Annotated in this window: 17 protein-coding genes; 4 read left to right on the forward strand and 13 right to left on the reverse strand. The window is 65.7% G+C overall.

Annotated features, from left to right (window positions below; translation table 11 throughout):
• Window positions 1-81: 81 nt before the first annotated feature.
• The 10 genes from ABIC90_RS01760 to ABIC90_RS01805 all read right to left on the reverse strand — a co-directional run bounded on the left by ABIC90_RS01760 (window position 82) and on the right by ABIC90_RS01805 (window position 10,563).
• Window positions 82-1,173 carry a DNA glycosylase AlkZ-like family protein gene (locus tag ABIC90_RS01760; protein ID WP_354352312.1) on the reverse strand — a complete coding sequence of 364 codons (1,092 nt, stop codon included), beginning with the start codon at window positions 1,171-1,173 and terminating at the stop codon, window positions 82-84.
• Window positions 1,174-1,226: 53 nt separating this feature from the next.
• Window positions 1,227-2,114 (reverse strand): sugar phosphate isomerase/epimerase family protein, encoded by an 888-nt coding sequence (locus ABIC90_RS01765; RefSeq protein ID WP_354352313.1) that lies wholly within the window; start codon window positions 2,112-2,114, stop codon window positions 1,227-1,229.
• An 8-nt stretch (window positions 2,115-2,122) separates the two neighbouring features.
• Complete coding sequence (locus ABIC90_RS01770) at window positions 2,123-3,310, reverse strand: dihydrodipicolinate synthase family protein (protein ID WP_354352314.1); 1,188 nt, start codon at window positions 3,308-3,310, stop codon at window positions 2,123-2,125.
• An 8-nt stretch (window positions 3,311-3,318) separates the two neighbouring features.
• A complete protein-coding gene (locus tag ABIC90_RS01775) occupies window positions 3,319-4,482 on the reverse strand; it encodes a Gfo/Idh/MocA family protein (RefSeq protein WP_354352315.1) in 1,164 nt (387 codons plus the stop codon).
• A 42-nt stretch (window positions 4,483-4,524) separates the two neighbouring features.
• Window positions 4,525-5,955, reverse strand: a complete 1,431-nt coding sequence (locus ABIC90_RS01780) for an enolase C-terminal domain-like protein (protein ID WP_354352316.1) — start codon at window positions 5,953-5,955, stop codon at window positions 4,525-4,527.
• A 9-nt stretch (window positions 5,956-5,964) separates the two neighbouring features.
• Complete coding sequence (locus ABIC90_RS01785) at window positions 5,965-6,744, reverse strand: ABC transporter ATP-binding protein (protein WP_354352317.1); 780 nt, start codon at window positions 6,742-6,744, stop codon at window positions 5,965-5,967.
• Between the two features lie 155 nt (window positions 6,745-6,899).
• Entirely contained in the window at window positions 6,900-7,910 is a 1,011-nt protein-coding gene (locus ABIC90_RS01790) for an ABC transporter substrate-binding protein (RefSeq protein ID WP_354352318.1), read from the reverse strand.
• A gap of 41 nt (window positions 7,911-7,951) precedes the next feature.
• Window positions 7,952-8,725: an ABC transporter permease gene (locus ABIC90_RS01795; RefSeq protein ID WP_354352319.1), complete on the reverse strand. Its 774-nt coding sequence runs from the start codon at window positions 8,723-8,725 to the stop codon at window positions 7,952-7,954.
• Window positions 8,726-8,766: 41 nt separating this feature from the next.
• Entirely contained in the window at window positions 8,767-9,759 is a 993-nt protein-coding gene (locus ABIC90_RS01800; RefSeq protein WP_354352320.1) for a tripartite tricarboxylate transporter substrate binding protein, read from the reverse strand.
• A gap of 147 nt (window positions 9,760-9,906) precedes the next feature.
• On the reverse strand, window positions 9,907-10,563 hold the full coding sequence (locus tag ABIC90_RS01805) for a TetR/AcrR family transcriptional regulator (protein WP_354352321.1): 657 nt from the start codon (window positions 10,561-10,563) through the stop codon (window positions 9,907-9,909).
• A gap of 93 nt (window positions 10,564-10,656) precedes the next feature.
• On the opposite strand from ABIC90_RS01805, the gene ABIC90_RS01810 reads away from it, so the two are divergent.
• Window positions 10,657-12,381, forward strand: a complete 1,725-nt coding sequence (locus ABIC90_RS01810) for a thiamine pyrophosphate-binding protein (protein WP_354352322.1) — start codon at window positions 10,657-10,659, stop codon at window positions 12,379-12,381.
• Here the strand turns inward: ABIC90_RS01810 and ABIC90_RS01815 are convergent.
• On the reverse strand, window positions 12,347-12,640 hold the full coding sequence (locus ABIC90_RS01815; protein ID WP_354352323.1) for a hypothetical protein: 294 nt from the start codon (window positions 12,638-12,640) through the stop codon (window positions 12,347-12,349). The genes ABIC90_RS01810 and ABIC90_RS01815 overlap by 35 nt on opposite strands.
• A gap of 103 nt (window positions 12,641-12,743) precedes the next feature.
• Here ABIC90_RS01815 and ABIC90_RS01820 point away from each other — a divergent pair, with 103 nt between their 5' ends.
• The gene (locus ABIC90_RS01820; protein WP_354352324.1) at window positions 12,744-13,535 is read left to right on the forward strand and encodes a helix-turn-helix transcriptional regulator; all 792 of its coding nucleotides are present in this window, start codon (window positions 12,744-12,746) and stop codon (window positions 13,533-13,535) included.
• Window positions 13,536-13,561: 26 nt separating this feature from the next.
• Here ABIC90_RS01820 and ABIC90_RS01825 read toward each other — a convergent pair whose 3' ends face one another.
• Together ABIC90_RS01825 and ABIC90_RS01830 are read right to left on the reverse strand one after the other, a co-directional pair.
• Window positions 13,562-14,008, reverse strand: a complete 447-nt coding sequence (locus ABIC90_RS01825) for an SWIB/MDM2 domain-containing protein (RefSeq protein WP_056579726.1) — start codon at window positions 14,006-14,008, stop codon at window positions 13,562-13,564.
• A gap of 155 nt (window positions 14,009-14,163) precedes the next feature.
• Window positions 14,164-15,027 (reverse strand): DMT family transporter, encoded by an 864-nt coding sequence (locus tag ABIC90_RS01830; protein WP_354352607.1) that lies wholly within the window; start codon window positions 15,025-15,027, stop codon window positions 14,164-14,166.
• 95 nt (window positions 15,028-15,122) lie between these two features.
• Here ABIC90_RS01830 and ABIC90_RS01835 point away from each other — a divergent pair, with 95 nt between their 5' ends.
• Window positions 15,123-15,545, forward strand: a complete 423-nt coding sequence (locus ABIC90_RS01835) for a gamma-glutamylcyclotransferase family protein (RefSeq protein ID WP_354352325.1) — start codon at window positions 15,123-15,125, stop codon at window positions 15,543-15,545.
• 207 nt (window positions 15,546-15,752) lie between these two features.
• A complete protein-coding gene (gene aceA / locus ABIC90_RS01840) occupies window positions 15,753-17,072 on the forward strand; it encodes an isocitrate lyase (RefSeq protein WP_354352326.1) in 1,320 nt (439 codons plus the stop codon).
• Window positions 17,073-17,143: the final 71 nt, after the last annotated feature.

Here is a 17,143-nt window from a genome sequence, read left to right on the forward strand (position 1 = left end):
ACGACGGGGATTCTAGGCAAGACCGCAAAGGCGCGCTGTCACGCAAGAGGCATAACCCCTCGGCGCGCCGAGGCGAGGCGCTCAGCGGCCGGCGAGGAACAGCGTCATGTGGTGGAGTTCGTCGTCGAGCGCCGCGCGAAACGCCGCATCGCGGGGCTTCTTGCCGGCATAGCCGAAGGCCGGTTGCAACTGCCCACAGTGCGCGCTCACGTTGGCCCAGCCGATCACGCGGTCGTGCCGCAGCATCGGCAGCGCGTAGTAGCCGAACTGGCGCTTCGGCGCGGGGGTGTAGGCCTCGAACTTGTACGCCCATCCCCACAGCAGCTCGAAGCGCCGCCGGTCCCACACGACCGGGTCGAAGGGTGCAAGCAGGCGCACGGCGTCGTCGGGCGTGTGCCGTTTCGAGGCGGGGTTGTCGCCGGCCGGCCAATACCAGGTGGTGCCGTCGATGCGGCAACTCGCGAGCTCTTCGCGCGCGAGACGCAAGGCCGCCTGCGTCTGCGCCGACAGGTGCGGCGCGCCGTAGCCCAGCAGGCGAACGAGGTAGGTGAGGCTGGCGGCCGGCAGCGGCGCGTACTTGCGCACCACCAGTTCAACGAGTGCGGCGGCACGCTGCGCGCGTCCCGCGGGGCTCTCGTCGGCGGGCAGGTGCGTCACCGCTTCATAGACCCGCGTGCCGCTGTCGCGCCGCACCACGCGCAGCATGCCGCGGTAGTGCAGGCCGTCGAGCAGGTGCGTGGTCGCGTTGCTCGAACCGCCCCAGTAGTTCTTGACGCGGCCGTGTGCGAAATGCAGTTCGACCTGGCGCGGATGCACCGCGCCGTGCTCGCGCACATAGGCGAGCACATCGGCGGCCTTGCGCCGCGTGTCGTCGTCCCAGACGCGCTTGGCTTCGCGCGGGTGCATCAAGGCCAGGTGCTCGCGCGGCAGGAAGCCGTAGTTGACGAGGCAGTCTTCCTCGATCGCCAGGCGGGTGTAGCGGCTTTCGAGATCGCCCGCGCGGTAGTCCTTCACGCGGTGGCGCAAGGTCAGGTCTTGCGCGCGCGCCGGGGCGCGGATGGGGTCGGCCTGCACGAAGCCGAGCTGGCGGATCGCACTAGGCAACGTGGTGGGCTTGAAGAGCGTGCGCGCCACCGCGTAGCGGCGCAGGTCGTCGAGGGTCGGGTCAGCCATGGGGCGAATTGCAGCACAAGCGGCTGCGCTTCGCTTCGCTTCGGCGCAAGGCTTCAGACCGCGCTGCAATGCCGCTCGATGCACATGTCGAGTGTTTCGGCGCCGGGCCGTTGCCACCAGTCGAGGTTGGAGAAGATCTCTACCTCGCTGAAGCCCGCGAAGCCCGCGTCTTCGACCCAGCCGCGGATCTTCTTGAGCTCGACCACGCCGTCGCCCATCATCCCGCGGTCGGAGAGCAGGTCGCGCGTGGGCGTGAGCCAGTCGCAGACGTGGTACGCCAGCAGGCGCGTGTGCTTCGCGTTGCCGGCACGGGCGATCTGCTGCTGCAGCTTCGGGTCCCACCAGACGTGATAGATGTCGAGCGCCACACCGAGCATGCCGCTCTGGCCTGCGTCGAGTTCGTCGCAGATGTCGAGCGCATGTTCCAGTGTGTTGATGCACGCGCGGTCGGCCGCCTGCATGGGGTGCAGGGGCTCGATGGCGAGGGGCATGCCGACTTCGCGGGCGTATTCGAGTGAGGCGGCGATGCCGTCGCGTACCTCGCTGCGCGCGCGGGCGATGTCCTTGTACGCGGCCTTGCTTTCGAGCGCGCCGGGCAATGCGCCGACCACCAGCACGAGGCAGGGCGCATCCAGCGTCTTGGCTTCGTCGATGGCGCGGCGGTTGTCTTCGAGCGCGGCCTTCAGGCCTGCCGCATCGGCAGCCGGAAAGAAGCCACCGCGGCAGTAGCCGGAGAGGCCGATGCCGTGGGCCTTCAACTGCTTTGCCACCTTGTCGAGGCCGACTGCGGCCACCTGATCCCGCCACGGGCTGATCGCGCGGATGCCGCGTTCGGCGCACTGGTCGATGATGCGGTCCAGCGGCACCTCGGCGCCCGATTGCTTGCGCACGGTCGCGGTGTTGATCGACAGCCAGTCGTGGTTACCAGAGAAATCGCGCATGGGCTGGTTCAACCTTCCACGCCGTGCAGCGCCAGCAACGTCTTCATGCGCCGCACCGCGAGTTCGGGCTGCTCCAGCAGATTCGCCGCATCGGCCAGGCGAAACAGCTCCGCAAAGTGCTGTAGCGAGCGCGTGCTCTGCTGACCCCCCACCATCGTGAAGTGCTTCTGGTGGCCGTTGAGCCAGGCCATGAACACGACGCCGGTCTTGTAGAAGCGCGTAGGCGCCGCGAAGATGTGGCGCGACAGCGGCACGGTGGGGCCGAGGATCGCGTGGAACTTCTCGGTGTTGCCTTGTGCGAGTGCGCCCAGCGCCGCACTCGCAGCAGGAGCGATGGCGTCGAAGATGCCGAGCAGCGCATCGCTCTTGCCGTGCGTGGGTTCGCTTCCGAAGCCATCGCCGGCGATCAATTCGGCATAGTTGAAGTCGTCGCCGGTGTACATGCGCACGCCCTTTGGCAAGCGGCGGCGCATCGCGATTTCCTTGTCCTTGTCGAGCAGCGAAATCTTGATGCCATCGACCTTGTCTGGATGCGCCGCGATGATGCCCACGGCCGTGTCCATCGCGGCATCGACATCCTTCGTGCCCCAGTAGCCCGCGAGCGCCGGGTCGAACATGTCGCCGAGCCAGTGCAGCACCACGGGTTGCTTCGCCTGGCTCAGGATGCGGTCGTACACGCGTTCGTAGTCGGCAGGGCTCTTTGCCACGCGGGCCAGCGCGCGGCTGGCCATCACGATCAGTTTGCCGCCCAGCGCTTCGATGGCGGCCATCTGCTCTTCGTAGCCGCGGATCACGTCGTCCACGCTCTTCACATCGTCGATGTTCAGGTGGTCGGTGCCGCAGCCGGATGCGACCAGCGCACCAGGCACGTCCTTCGCCGCGTCGAGCGAACGTCGGATCAGTTCGAGCGATGTGGGCCAGTCCAGCCCCATCCCGCGCTGCGCCGTGTCCATCGCCTCGGCCACGCCCAGGCCCAGCGAGAACAGGTGGCGGCGGTAGGCGATGGTGGTGTCCCAGTCGATGGCCGATTGCAGCCACGGGTCGATGGCCGCGAGCGGGTCGGCCACGACGTGGGCGGCCGAGTAGGCGATGCGGTTGAACTTGACGCCCGCATCGGGCTTCACCGGCGCGGTGCCGCAGAGGGCGTAGGGCGCGAGCGTGCCGCTCGCGGTGGGGAGGGTCAGCGACAGTGCCATGGCCGGCCTCAAACCTTCAGCGCGGGCACGTCGATCCAGCGGCGGTCCTTCCACGACTCGAGCGCGGCCTCGACCAGCTGCACGCCCTTGGCGCCTTCGGGCAGCGTCCACTTGTACGGCTCGTTCTCGACCACGTGGCGGATGAAGTGTTCCCACTGGATCTTGAAGCCGTTGTCGTAGAGCTGCGAGTCCGGAATCTCCTGCCACTGGTCGAAGAAATTCATCATCTGCTTCTCGTCGGGGTTCCACACCGGACGCGGCGTGGCCACGCGCGACTGGGCGCGGCAGCTGGAGAGGCCCGCGACGGCCGAGCCATTGGTGCCATCGACGTGGAAGGTCACGAGGTCGTCGCGGCGCACGCGCGTGGCCCAGCTCATGTTGATCTGCGCGATCACCGGCTCGCCGTTGTGGCCGGTGAGCTCGCAGGTGGCGTAGGCCGCGTCGTCGGCGGTGGCGTCGTACGGCTTGCCGGCTTCGTCCCATCGCGTGGGGATGTGGGTGGCGCCAATGCACGAGACCGACTTCACCTCGCCGAACAGGTTGTCCAGCACATAGCGCCAGTGGCACATCATGTCCAGGATCATGCCGCCGCCGTCTTCCTTGCGGTAGTTCCAGCTCGGGCGCTGGATGGGCTGTAGGTCGCCCTCGAACACCCAGTAGCCGAACTCCAGGCGCACGCTGAGCATGCGGCCGAAGAAGCCCGCGCGGCGCAGCATGTCGAGCTTGCGAAGACCTGGCAGGAAGAGCTTGTCCTGCACCGCGCCGTGCTTGAGGCCCGAGCCTTCGGCGAGCCGCGCGATCTCCACGGCTTCGTTCAGGTTCGTGGCGATCGGCTTCTCGCAGTACACGTGCTTGCCGGCGCGGATGGCCTTGGCCAGCAGCGTGGGGCGCATCTGCGTGGTGCCGGCGTCGAAGAAGATGGTGTCGTCCTTGTTCTCCAGCGCCTTGTCGAGGTCGGTGCCGCAGCGCGCGATGTTGTGGGCCTTGGCGAGCGCTTCCATCTTCTCGGCGTTGCGGCCGATGAGGATGGGGTCGGGCATCACCTTGTCGCCGTTCGACAGCGTGACGCCGCCTTGGGCGCGAATGGCACAGATCGAGCGGATCAGATGCTGGTTCATGCCCATGCGGCCGGTGACGCCGTGCATGATGATTCCTAGTCGTTGGGTGGCCATCGTTTTCTTCCTTGAGATGCGAGAGAGATAAGAAGGGGTGCTTCAGTAGACGGAACGCATGGCGTCCCACGAGATGCCGGCGCCCGGTTGGCCGGTGGCAAAGCCGGGCGCGGTGGCGAGCGACGACAGGGCAAGCTGTCCGCCGCGGATGGCGAGGCGCACGGAGCCGTCGCTGGTTTCGTAGAGATCGTGGTGCAGCTTCAGCAGGGCTTGCTGCTCGGCTTCAGGCACGGCCGCGAGACCGTTGACGTAGTGGTGGCCGTTGCGCTCCACATGCGAGAGGCCGAGCCAGCCGACGAGCGCGAGGTCTTGCTGCACGCCGATGCCGGCCTGCATGGTCAGGTCTTCGCCGGAGAGGAAATAGCGCGGCTTGTCTTCTGCCGCGTTCCAGTGCGCACAGCGCGCCGCGTTGACGACCGACTTGTAGAAGCCCTTGCAGCTCTTGCTCGACACGCCCGTGTAGCCGAGCGCACGGGCCTGCACGAAGGCATCGAGCGTGGCGTCGGATTCGTCGATCAGCAATGGAATGCGCTTGCCCAGCGCCGACACATTGCGATCCAGAGCGGCGTCGCGGCGGATCGGTTGTTCGACGAAGACGGTCTTCTGCGCGAGCTTCCACAGCACGGGCGTCGACAGCATGCGGTCGAGGAAGACAGCGAAGTCGTCGGCATCGGCGTACTGCTCGTTGCCATCGAGCGTGACGAGCTGCGCATGGTTGTCGATCACGCGGGCGATGCGCTGGAGCCGGTCGATGTCCTGCGCGGTGTTGCCGCAGAGCTTGAGCTTGAAGTGGGTGAGGCCGTAGCGCTTCACCGCCGCGGCGAGCGTGGTCGGCAGTCCATCGGTGGGCGCGTCGGGCAGCGCATCGCTGTCGTCGATGGCATCGGCCAGCCCGACGGTGTGGCGCGCAGCGATGCTGGCGCGCGGCGACTGGCTGGCCAGAAAGGCCGTCATGTCGAAGCCCACGAGATCGTCAGCCAGGCCGCTGCCCGCGATGTCGATGCCGCAGAGGTTGGCGCTCATGGCCGTTGCGAAGCTGGTGCCGGTGTGCAGGCACAGCGCGTCCATCACGGCACGGTCGATGAGCGCGGGGCCGTAGCTGGCCACCAGCGCCTGCAGGCCCTTGGTCTTCGCGCTCGCCTGCAGTGCGGCGTAGTTCGATGCGAAGTGCGTCCACGCGGTCTGCGCATCGTCTTCGGCGACATAGGCGGTGCGTGCATCGCGCAGCGCAAAGCGAAGCTGCTCGAAGTTCTGTTCGTTGGTGAGGGCGGGGTTCTTGTCGAACCACTTGGGCACCATCATCTCGGCCGCGCAGCCCTCTGCAGTGCCGCCGTTCTCGAAACGGATGCGGGCCCGCACGTAGAGCTGCGGGCAGGCGGTGACGGTGGCAGCGCCGAAGCGAAACGGCAGCCGCAGCGCCACGTCGCGCTCGGAAAAGCGGATCTCTTCGATGTGAAAGCGGGGGGCGTCCATGTCTGTGGCTCAGTGGTCCAGGATGCCCTGAGAGAAGAAATGCGCGCGCACCACCTTCGTGTACGCACCGAACTCGGCCGAGGCCATCATGTCCAGCGTGCGCGGGCGGGGCAGCTCGATGTCGTATACGGCGGCAATGGAGCCGGGGCGCTCGCTCATCACGATCACGCGGTCCGACAGAAAGATCGCCTCGGGGATGCTGTGGGTGATCAGCATCACGGTCTTCTTCGAGGCCATCCAGATGCGCTGCAGCTCCAGGTTCATCTTCTCGCGCGTCATCGCATCGAGCGCGCCGAAGGGCTCGTCCATCAGCAGCACCGAGGGGTCGTGCAGCAGAGCGCGGCAGATCGAGGCGCGTTGCTGCATGCCGCCCGAGAGCTGCCAGGGGTACTTGCCCTCGAAGCCTTTCAGGCCGGCCATCTCCATGAGTTCGCGCGCCCGGGCCTGCGACGCGGCCTTGGGCAGGTGGCGCATCTCGGCCTGCAACAGGATGTTGTCTTCCACGCTGCGCCAGGGCAGCAGCACCGCGCTCTGGAACACGATGCCCACGTCCTTCTGCGGCCCCTTGATCGGCTTGCCGGCCAGCGTGAGCTCGCCGCCGCTGATGGGCAACAGGCCCGCGACCATCTTGAGCAGCGTGCTCTTGCCGCAGCCCGAAGGACCGACGACGGAGACGAACTCGCCCTCGCGAATCGCAAAGTCCAGGGGCCTGAGCGACTCGACCGGGCCGTCCTTGCTCTGGTAGGTTTTGGCGACGCCGCGCGCTTCGATCAGGGCATTGGTGGACATGGAGATTGAAGAAGGAGCGAAAGCTGGCGAACTGGAAAAGAAGCGTTTGGCTTTTTCGGGAGACACCGCGGAACCGGCTTTGCCGGGCCGCTGGTGTCGCCCCCGGAAGGGGGGGGGGAGAAGCGACACGAAGTGCGCGCAGCCTGGGGGTGAACCTATTGCGGCAGGAAGTCGAGGGTCACGTAGTCCTCGGGTTTGCCGCGCGTGGACGGGTCCATGCCGCCGTACTGCACCAAGAGGTCCAGCGAGTCGTTCACGTTCTTCATCGCCACGCGGAACGGCCGCTGGTTCGCCGTGTCCTTCGTGTGATACAGCGCCACGCTCTGCTTCATGCCGACGATCAGCGTGTCGCGCACGCCGGCCTTCGGGTTGGCCTTGAGCATGGCGTCGACCGCGGCCTCGGGGCTCTTCTCGGCGGCTTCGGCGGCCTTGGTGGAGGCGCGCATGAAGCGCTTCACCAGGTCGGGGTTCTCGGTCAGCAGGTTCTTGTTGGCGATGATCCCGGAGCTGATCTGGTTGACGCCCGAGTCGGCAAAGCGGATCGGCGTCACGGGCTTGCCGGTGGCGTCCTGCAGCTTGATGGCCTGGTCCATCACGTAGCCCAGCAGCAGGTCGGCCTGGCCGTTGGTCACTGCATTCAGCTTGGTCTGGCCATCGCCAGAGACGATCTTCACCTGGTCAGCCGTGATGTTGTTGACCTTGAGGAACAGCGGCCACATCTGCGACATCGAATCGCCGGGCGTGACGGCCACGGTCTTGCCGATGATGTCCTTGGGCGTCTTGATGTTCTTCTCTGAAAAGCCCATGACCGACATCGGGCTCACCTGGAACAGCACGCCGGTCGACTTGAGCGGCGCGCCCTTGGCGGCGGCCTTGATCATGGTGGTGACGTCGATGTAGCCGAAGGTGGCGGACTTGGCGGCCACCGCCTGCGCGGTGACGGCGGAGCCGCGGCCTTCCTGGATGTCGAGGTCGATGCCTTCCTCGGCGTAGAAACCCTTTTCCCTGCCGAGGAAGAAGGGCGCGTGCTCGCTGTAGAGGTACCAGTTGAGCATCAGCGTGACCTTGTCCTTCGGCTTATCAGCTTGGGCATGGGCGGGTGCGATGGCAAATGTGGCCAGCGCAGTCACGGCGACGGCAAGCATCGAGGGAAGCAGTTTCTTCATGGCGGTTGTCTCCGGGAGTTTTTTGGATATGACGAGAGAACTCAGTGTGCGGGGCGCTGCGAGGCGTGCCACGGAATCATCAGGCGTTCGACCAGGTCGACCGCGACGAAAAGAATCACGCCGATGCTCGACAGCACCACCAGCGCAGCGAACATCAGCGGCAGGTCGAAGTTGCCGTTGGCCACCTGCAGCACATAGCCGATGCCCGAGTTGGAGCCGACGAATTCGCCGACCACCGCACCCACCACGGCCAGCGTGACCGACACCTTCAGACCGCTGAAGATCGCGGGCAGCGCCTGCGGCAAGCTGATCTTGAAGAAGGTCTGCAGGCGGCTCGCGCCCATCGAGCGCGCCAGGTCGAGCATGTCGGGCTCCACCGACTTGAAGCCCATCACCGTGGACACCACCACCGGAAAGAAGCCCAGCAGGAAGGCGCTGATCACCTTGGGCAGGATGCCGAAGCCGAACCACACCACGAAGAGCGGCGCGATCGCCACCTTGGGAATGCTCTGCGAGAACACCAGCAGCGGGTACACATACGACTCGACCAGACGCGAGTAGGCGATGACCATCGCGATCGGAATGCCGATGACGATCGTCAGGCCAAAGCCGCCCAGAGTGGCGAGCGTGGTCTTCCAGGCTTCGCTCAAGAGGCGCGGCCATTCGGCCACCAGCTGCTTCACGACCTCCCACGGCGGGGGAATCAGGTAGGCCGGAATCTTGAAGAGGCGGATCGTCAGATCCCACAGCACCAGCAACAAAAGGATCAGCAGGAAGGGGCGCAGGGCCGGGAAGAGCAGGAACTTGCTGAGCATGGCGGTGCTGCTGGGCGCTTGAAATAAAAAAAAAGGCCGGCTTACTGCTGGACCTGCAGGCCCGCGGCCTTCACGAGTTGCGCGTTGCTCGCGATCTCGTCCTTGATGTAGGCGTCGAACTGCTCGGGCTTGAGCGTCCAGGCGTCGGCGCCCAGCTTGAGAAAGCGCTCCTTCACCTCGGGCGTGGCCAGTGCCTTGGCCACTTCGTCGTGCAGGCGGTTGACGAGGTCGCGCGGCGTCTTGGCGGGCGCCATCATGCCGATCCAGAAGTTGAACTCGGAGCCGGGCACGCCGGCTTCGGTGGTGGTGGGCACGTCGGGCAGCGCGGCGGCGCGCTTGGGCGAGCCGACGGCCAGGGCGAGCAACTGGCCGTCCTTGATCTGGCCGATGACCGGTGCGATGGGCGAGAAGTAGTAGTCGACACGGCCCGAGAGCACCTCGGACACGGCCTCGCCCGATCCCTTGAAGGGGATGTTGGTGGCATCTATCTTCGCAGCCATCTTGAACTTCTCGGCGTTCAGGTGCGTGGCGCTGCCTTGCCCGGCCGAGGCGAAGTTCATGCTGCCGGGCTTGGCGCGCGCGGCGGCCAGCAGTTGCGGCAGCGTCTTGATGTTCTTGGTGGGCGAGATGACCAGCGCGTTGGGCAGCGACGAGATCGGCGTGACGCCGGCGAAGTCGCCCACCGTGTCGAACGGCAGCTTGGCGAAGGTCGAGGGACTCACCGTGTGCGAGGACGAGTGAATCATGATCGTGTAGCCGTCCGGCGCGGCCGTGGCCACCGCCTGCTGGCCGATGGTGCCGCTGGCGCCGCCGCGGTTGTCGATGACCAGCGTCTGGCCCATGCTGGTGCCCATCTTGTCGGCGATGGCGCGGGCAATGATGTCGGTGGTGCTGCCCGCCGCAAAGGGCACGATCACGCGGATCGGCTTGGTGGGGTAGCCGTTCTGCGCGGATGCCAGGCCCGGCAGCAGGGCGGCCAGGCAGGTGAGCGTTGTAAGAGCTGCGGTTGCAGTGGTGCGTGCAAATGGCTTCATGGGTGTCTGTCTCCGCGCGGTCGGGCCGCTGTCTTGAAGGGTTCAATTCACCAATAAGTGAATTAACGATTTTAGGAACGGCTGCGCCGCAGCGTCAACCGACGCCGCCTAGTGAATACCCGCAGGGGTTTGTAAACGCCCGTGCGCTCAGCGCAGGACGTAGCCCAGGACCAGGTCGGTCATGTGCGAGAGGCGCTGGGCCATCGCCTTGGGCGCACGCAGGTCACGGCCGAAGATGGCCGAGAGCGTGTGGTTGTTCGACAGGTAGAAGTAGCACAGCGACGCGATCGAGATGTAGAGCTGCACGGGGTCCACGCCGGCGCGGAACAGGTTGTCCTTCTTGCCGCGCTCGAGCACGGTGTCCAGCAGTTGCACCAGCGGCGAGTTCATCTCCTGGATGCGCTCAGAGCGCTTCAGGTGCGCGGCGCGGTGCAGGTTTTCGCTGTTGAGCAGCGTGATGAACTCCGGGTGCTCCAGGTAGTAGTGCCAGGTGAACGAGACCAGCTGGCGCACGGCCTCGACCGGCTCGATCTCGTCCAGGTGCAGGCGCTGCTCGGCTTCGCGGATGTCGGCATAGGTGCGCTCCAGCACCGCAAGGAACAGGTCGTCCTTGCTGCCGAAGTAGTAGTAGATGAGGCGCTTGTTCAGGCCCGCGCGCGTGGCGATGCTGTCCATGCGCGCACCGGCCAGGCCCAGCTGCGAGAACTCCTCGCGCGCCGCCGCGAGGATGGCGAGCTGCGACCGGTCGGCATCGCGGGAGCGCGGCTCCAGTGTCTCGGGCGGGGAATCCTTGGGGGCCTTCATGGCGCGAATTTAACCAATTGGGGAATTAACGCAAGGCGTGAGGAGCAGACGCACATAATTGCCGGAGACATTGCAGCTGAGGTTCGACTTCTCATGAGTACATCACAACCCGCGGGCCACTTGATCGTCGAGTGCCTCATCGCCCAAGGCATGGAGATCGCGTTCGGCGTGCCTGGCGAAAGCTTTCTGGCCGTGCTCGACGGCTTTCACACCTACGGCGACCGCGCGCGCTTCATCGTGAACCGGCAGGAGGGCGGCGCGGCCTTCATGGCCGAGGCGCACGGCAAGCTGACGGGGCGGCCGGGCGTGTGCTTCGTCACCCGCGGGCCTGGCGCCACCAACGCATCCATCGGCGTGCACAACGCCTTCCAGGACTCCACGCCGATGGTGCTGCTGGTGGGCGATGTCGGCAGCGACTTCCGCGACCGCGAAGCCTTTCAGGAGGTGGACTACGGCAGCTTCTTCGGCCCGAGCACCAAGGGCTTTGCCAAGCGCGTCGAGCGCATCGACGATGCGGACCGCATTCCGGAGTACATCGCGCGGGCCTTTGCCACGGCAATGAACGGCCGGCCGGGGCCGGTGGTGCTGGTGCTGCCCGAAGACATGCTGCGCACGCAGACCTCAGCGCGGCCGTTGCCGCGCGTGGAGGCGGTGCAGCCGTGGAGCGATCCGGGTGCGCTGCGCACCTTGCGCGAGCTGCTGCTCAAGTCCGAGCGGCCGCTGGTGATCGCCGGCGGCGGTGGCTGGACCACCCAGGCCGCGCAGGCGCTGCAGCGCTTCGCCGAGAACTGGCGCCTGCCAGTGACCAACGCCTTCCGCTACCAGGACACTTTCGACAATCACCATCCGCTGTATGCGGGCGATGTCGGCATCGCGATCAACCCGAAGCTCGCGCAGCGCGTGAAGGATGCGGATCTGATCCTCGCCATCGGCCCGCGCCTGGGCGAGATGACGACAGGTGGCTACACGCTGCTCGAAGCGCCGAAGGCCAGGCAGGTGCTTGTGCACATCCACGCGAGCGCCGAGGAACTCAATCGCGTCTACCAAGCCGACCTGGCGATCAACGCCGGCATGAGTGCAGCGGCGCGCAGCCTGGAGGTGCTGAGCGCGCCGCCCACCTTGCCGTGGGAAGCGTGGGCCGCGCAGGCGCATGCGGACTACGAAACCAACCTCGTGCCGCAGGCGCTGGCGGGCATGCCGGCCGAGATGCCGCGCGGCCCGGTCGACATGGCCGAGGTCGTCGCGCTGCTGCAGAAGCACCTGCCGCCGGATGCGGCCATCACCAACGGCGCCGGCAATTTCGCGAGCTGGGTGCATCGCTACTTCCGCTATCACGGGCTCACCAAGGGGCACAAGACGCAGCTGGCGCCGACCAGCGGTGCGATGGGCTACGGCGTGCCGGCCGGCATCGCGGCGAACCTGGCGACGGGGCGCGTGGCTTTCACGATCGCGGGCGACGGCGATTTCCTGATGACCGGGCAGGAACTGGCAACGGCGTCGCAGCACGGCGGCAAGAGCATCGTGCTGCTGCTCAACAACGGCATGTTCGGCACGATTCGCATGCACCAGGAGCGCGAGTACCCGGAGCGCACCAGCGGCACCGCGCTGCGCAACCCCGATTTCTGCGGTCTCGCCCGCGCCTACGGCTATGCCGCCGAGCGCGTGACAGAGACGGAGCAGTTCGAAGCCGCGTTGCTGCGCGCGCTGGCGGCCGATACCGGCACGCTGATCGAGATTCCGCTGGACCCCGAGGTGATCACCACGCGCGGCACGCTGGCGTCGATCACGCGCTCGGCGAAGCAGCAGGCGCGCGGCTGAGCGCGGCGCGATGACGGGCCACCTCGTCGCGCAACGTGGGCGAGCGCAACTCGAACACGTCGAACAGGCCCAGCGCTTCGAGGGCGGGCAGCAGGGCGATCAGGTCGCGCTCGGCGGCCTGCTTCGCATCTGCGCTGGCGTTGGGGTCCTGCAGCAACTGCGCGTTGATGAGGAAGGCGCCGACCGATCCCTTGCGCAGCGCGAGTCCGTTGCGGACGACGAAGTCCTGTCCGTCGGGCAATACATCCTGGGCTTGCATGAGCGGTCCTTTGAAGTCGTTGTGAAGAGGAGGCCGATGCTAGGCAGCAGGGCGCTTCCCGGCTTGCGGCGCGGGGCCAATCGATACCTCTGGCAGGCCAGCCATGCGTGCTGAGGCACCGATCGCGCTGTGGATCAACGCCTACGAGGCGCCGCGCGTGACGGGCTATCACGTGCACGAGGAAGGCCAGTTGTTCGCCTTGCGTGAAGGCTTGCAGGTCATAGAGACGCCCGCCGGGCGCTGGGTTCAGCCCCCGGGCTGGATCGGCTGGATCGCACCGCGCTGCGCGCATGCGGCACAGAGCTTTGGCGCCACGGCGGGCTGGAGCCTGCACATCGAGCCGGGCATGGCAGCTGGGTTGCCCGACGGGCCGCATGTGTTTGCGACGACGCCGCTGATGCAGGGGCTGATCGACAGGCTCACGTCGCTGGAGTCAGCGTCTGCTGGCTTCGAGGAGCGCCGGGCGCGCCTGGTCGGCGTGCTGCTCGACGAGCTCGCTGCGAGCACGAAGCCATCGCTGCATCTGCCGATGCCGCAGGACAAGCGCCTGGCCGCGATGGCCGCTGCATTGGCGAGCGACCCCGCAATGCACTACACCATCGACCAGTGGGCCGATCGCATCGGCATGGCAAGAAGGACCTTGACGCGGCGCTTCGCTGCAGAAACCGGCCTGAGCTTTGCGCAATGGCGGCAGCAGTCGCGCCTGCTCAAGGCCATCGAATTGCTGAGCTTGGCCGAGCCCGTGACGGCGGTGGCATTGACCGTGGGCTACAGCTCGGTGAGTGCGTTCATCGAGACCTTCCGCAAACACTTCGGCTGCACGCCGGCGCGTTTCCTCGACAGCCGCATGGCTCTGCCGCAGGCAAAAAAAAGCCGGCGTGAGCCGGCTTCTTGATTCAGGAGCGCAAGGCCCCTGAGCGCTTACTTGACGTGCTTGCCAATCAGCGCGGCCAGTTCGAACATCGACACTTGGGCCTTGCCGAAGATTTCCTTCAGCTTGGCGTCGGCGTTGATGTTGCGCTTGTTGGCCTTGTCTTGAAGATTGTTCTTCTTGATGTAGTCCCACAGCTTGCTCACGACAGCGGTGCGCGGCAGAGGCGTCGAGCCGACCACAGCGGCGAGTGCCGGGCTGGGGGTCAGGGCCTTCATGAACGCAGCGTTGGGGGTGCGCTTCTTGGCGGGAGCGGCCTTCTTCGCGGGAGCAGCCTTCTTTGCGGGAGCTGCCTTCTTGGCCGGTGCGGCCTTCTTTGCAGGAGCCGCAGCCTTCTTGGCCGGTGCCGCCTTCTTTGCCGGAGCCGCAGCCTTCTTGGCGGGAGCGGCCTTCTTTGCCGGAGCTTTCTTGGCCGGAGCCTTCTTTGCAGTTGCCATGGTTGATTTCCTTTTTTGATTGAACATTCACCAATGAAAAACTTGCGTCTCCAGTGGCAATGCGGATGCTAAAGGAGAAAAAACGCGTTTCCAAGGGGAAAAACGGTTTTTTCATTGGGAGCTGTTGTTTTTTCAGAGGGGAGAAGCGGTGTTTTTCACGTCCGACGTCCGGGCCACGTCGCGAGCACCACGCCCACGAGTGCGATCGCGAATGCAAGCAGCTGCGGCCCGGAGAGGCTTTCTCCGAGCACGAGCACACCGACAAGCGCTGCGCTCAGAGGCAGCAGCACAGCGAAAACACCGGCCTGCGCAGCGGGGACATGGCGCAATCCGGTCATCCAGAGCCACACCGTCCAGATACTCGCGGCGAGTGCGTAGACCACGAGCAGCGCCCAGATGCCGCCGCGCACGGCACCGAAGTCGAACGACAACGCGAACCAGATGCCGAAGGGCATCGAGAGCACGAACCCCCAGAGGTTGATGAGCGACGCGATGCGCTTGGGCCCCAGTCGTCCGGTGAGCGACTTGCCGATCACCGCATACGCGGTTTCGCAGAGCACCGCGCAGAACACCAGCAGGTTGCCCAGCCATGGCATCGACGCAGTGGCGTTGCCGGGCGATGCGGGCGCATGGGCGGGTGTGAGCGCCATCAGGCCGATGCCGAGCGCGGCACACGCGATGGCCAGGCCGATGCGGAGCGTGATGCGTTCGCGCAGGAACATCCAGCTCGCCACCGCGACCACCGCGGGGATCGACGCCATGATCACGCCCGCCGACACCGCGCTGGTCATGCTCACGCCGAACAGCATGCAGATCGAGAACAGGAAGTTGCCGAGGAAGGATTCGAGAAACACGAGCCAGCGCGTGCGCGCGGTCATGGGCGGCTCGTCGGCGCCGCGCTTGAGCCAGTGCGGCATCGCCAGCGCCGCGATGCCGAAGCGCAGCCACGCGAGCAGGAGCACCGGAAAGGCGGCGACCAGGGGCTTGGAGAGGGCGACGTAGCCGCCGACGAGCGACATGCTCAAGGCAAGGCAGCCATAGGCCACGAGGCGGCCAGATGCGGGGGCGGCGGAGTTCAATAGACTGAAGTTTTGTGTTTCGGAAAGCGGATTCGATGATGCCCCACGTTTTTGTCTACGGCACGCTGCGGCGCAATGGACGCAACGACATCGCGCGCTATCGACCCTTGCCTGTGTTCGTGGGCGAGGCGCACATTGCCGGGACGCTGCACGACCTTGGGAGCTATCCGGGTGTGGTGCTGGGCGGGGCGGGGCGCGTGAAGGGCGAGGTGTACCGCATCGAGCCGGCGGTCGAGGCGGCGCTCGACAAGCTGGAGGAAGTGGCCGAGGACGATTCGGGCGAGTACATCAGGCGAAGCGTGCGCGTCCAGGTCGGTGCGCACTGGATCGATTGCCTAGTCTACGAGATCCATCCTTCGCGGATCGGTGGGCGGCCGGTGATCGGCAGCGGCGATTGGATTGCACACGCAGAGCGCGGAGGGTGCGGATCGGACGGGTTTTCATCACTGAAAGACTGATTGCACATCGTGGAAGACGCACGTGTTGCGGCGCAATATTTTTTCTCAATACGAGAAAAATAATTTTGCATTGAGAAATACGACTATAAGTTGTTGATTTTATTGAGTGAAAAATATGTCTTCTATAAGACATAAGAGTCTGCGATCCGATTACAGTTGATCCCAAGGCCGCAGCGCCCAACCCTCAATCAACCTCACGGAGTGACCATGCCCCAGACCCTCACAGAACAACTGAGCCGCGAACAGCAGATTGCCGCCCTCGAAAAAGAATGGGCCACCAATCCGCGCTGGAAGGGCATCAAGCGCGGCTACAGCGCCGCCGACGTCGTGCGCCTTCGCGGCTCCTTTCCCATCGAGCACACGTTGGCCCGCCGCGGCGCCGAGAAGCTCTGGGAACTGGTGAACAACGAGCCCTACGTCAACTGCCTCGGCGCGCTCACCGGCGGCCAGGCGATGCAGCAGGTCAAGGCCGGCGTGAAGGCCATCTACCTGTCGGGTTGGCAAGTCGCCGCCGACAACAACAGCTACGCCTCGATGTACCCCGACCAGTCGCTGTACCCGGTGGACTCGGTGCCGACCGTGGTCGAGCGCATCAACAACACCTTCCGCCGTGCCGACGAAATCCAGTGGTCCAAGAACGTGAACCCCGGCGACAAGGGCTACGTCGACTACTTCGCACCCATCGTGGCTGATGCCGAAGCCGGCTTCGGCGGCGTGCTCAACGGCTTCGAACTCATGAAGGCCATGATCAAGGCCGGCGCCGGCGGCGTGCACTTCGAAGACCAGCTCGCTTCGGTCAAGAAGTGCGGCCACATGGGCGGCAAGGTGCTCGTGCCCACCACCGAAGCGGTGCAAAAGCTCATCGCGGCGCGCATGGCTGCCGACGTTTGCGGTACCCCGACGCTCGTGATCGCCCGCACCGACGCGGAAGCCGCCGACCTCATCACCAGCGACTACGACGAGAACGACAAGCCCTTCCTGACCGGTGAGCGCACCGCCGAAGGCTTCTACAAGACGAAGAAGGGCATGGACCAGGCCATCAGCCGTGCAGTGGCCTACGCCTACTACGCCGACCTGGTGTGGTGCGAAACCGGCACGCCCGACCTCGAGTTCGCCCGCAAGTTCGCCGAAGCCGTGCACAAGGTGCACCCGGGCAAGATGCTGGCCTACAACTGCTCGCCGTCGTTCAACTGGAAGAAGAACCTCGACGACGCCACCATCGCCAAGTTCCAGAAGGAACTGGGCGCCATGGGCTACAAGTACCAATTCATCACGCTGGCCGGCATCCACTCGATGTGGTTCAACATGTTCGACCTGGCGCAGGACTACGTGGCACGCGGCATGTCGGCCTATGTCGAGAAGGTGCAGGAGCCCGAGTTCGCAGCACGCGACCGCGGCTACACCTTTGTGTCGCACCAGCAGGAAGTGGGCACGGGTTACTTCGACGAAGTGACCACCGTGATCCAGGGCGGCAAGTCCAGCGTCACCGCACTGACCGGCTCGACCGAAGAAGAACAGTTCCACTGATCTGCCGACGGCAATTTGCCGTCACGCTCGATCAAGCCCGGCTTCGTGCCGGGTTTTTTTGTGGGCGCCCT

It is taken from the genome of Variovorax boronicumulans (assembly GCF_040544675.1).
Classification (GTDB): domain Bacteria; phylum Pseudomonadota; class Gammaproteobacteria; order Burkholderiales; family Burkholderiaceae_C; genus Variovorax; species Variovorax boronicumulans_D.

Bases quoted from the DNA above. Each gene is read 5' to 3' on its own strand.
- ABIC90_RS01780 (WP_354352316.1), bottom strand. From the start codon at position 5,955: ATGGACGCCCCCCGCTTTCACATCGAAGAGATCCGCTTTTCCGAGCGC.
- ABIC90_RS01810 (WP_354352322.1), top strand. From the start codon at position 10,657: ATGAGTACATCACAACCCGCGGGCCACTTGATCGTCGAGTGCCTCATC.
- ABIC90_RS01805 (WP_354352321.1), bottom strand. From the start codon at position 10,563: ATGAAGGCCCCCAAGGATTCCCCGCCCGAGACACTGGAGCCGCGCTCC.
- ABIC90_RS01815 (WP_354352323.1), bottom strand. From the start codon at position 12,640: ATGCAAGCCCAGGATGTATTGCCCGACGGACAGGACTTCGTCGTCCGC.
- ABIC90_RS01770 (WP_354352314.1), bottom strand. From the start codon at position 3,310: ATGGCACTGTCGCTGACCCTCCCCACCGCGAGCGGCACGCTCGCGCCC.
- ABIC90_RS01795 (WP_354352319.1), bottom strand. From the start codon at position 8,725: ATGCTCAGCAAGTTCCTGCTCTTCCCGGCCCTGCGCCCCTTCCTGCTG.
- ABIC90_RS01800 (WP_354352320.1), bottom strand. From the start codon at position 9,759: ATGAAGCCATTTGCACGCACCACTGCAACCGCAGCTCTTACAACGCTC.
- ABIC90_RS01825 (WP_056579726.1), bottom strand. From the start codon at position 14,008: ATGGCAACTGCAAAGAAGGCTCCGGCCAAGAAAGCTCCGGCAAAGAAG.
- ABIC90_RS01790 (WP_354352318.1), bottom strand. From the start codon at position 7,910: ATGAAGAAACTGCTTCCCTCGATGCTTGCCGTCGCCGTGACTGCGCTG.
- aceA (WP_354352326.1), top strand. From the start codon at position 15,753: ATGCCCCAGACCCTCACAGAACAACTGAGCCGCGAACAGCAGATTGCC.
- ABIC90_RS01830 (WP_354352607.1), bottom strand. From the start codon at position 15,027: ATGTCGCTCGTCGGCGGCTACGTCGCCCTCTCCAAGCCCCTGGTCGCC.
- ABIC90_RS01820 (WP_354352324.1), top strand. From the start codon at position 12,744: ATGCGTGCTGAGGCACCGATCGCGCTGTGGATCAACGCCTACGAGGCG.
- ABIC90_RS01760 (WP_354352312.1), bottom strand. From the start codon at position 1,173: ATGGCTGACCCGACCCTCGACGACCTGCGCCGCTACGCGGTGGCGCGC.
- ABIC90_RS01785 (WP_354352317.1), bottom strand. From the start codon at position 6,744: ATGTCCACCAATGCCCTGATCGAAGCGCGCGGCGTCGCCAAAACCTAC.
- ABIC90_RS01775 (WP_354352315.1), bottom strand. From the start codon at position 4,482: ATGGCCACCCAACGACTAGGAATCATCATGCACGGCGTCACCGGCCGC.
- ABIC90_RS01765 (WP_354352313.1), bottom strand. From the start codon at position 2,114: ATGCGCGATTTCTCTGGTAACCACGACTGGCTGTCGATCAACACCGCG.
- ABIC90_RS01835 (WP_354352325.1), top strand. From the start codon at position 15,123: ATGATGCCCCACGTTTTTGTCTACGGCACGCTGCGGCGCAATGGACGC.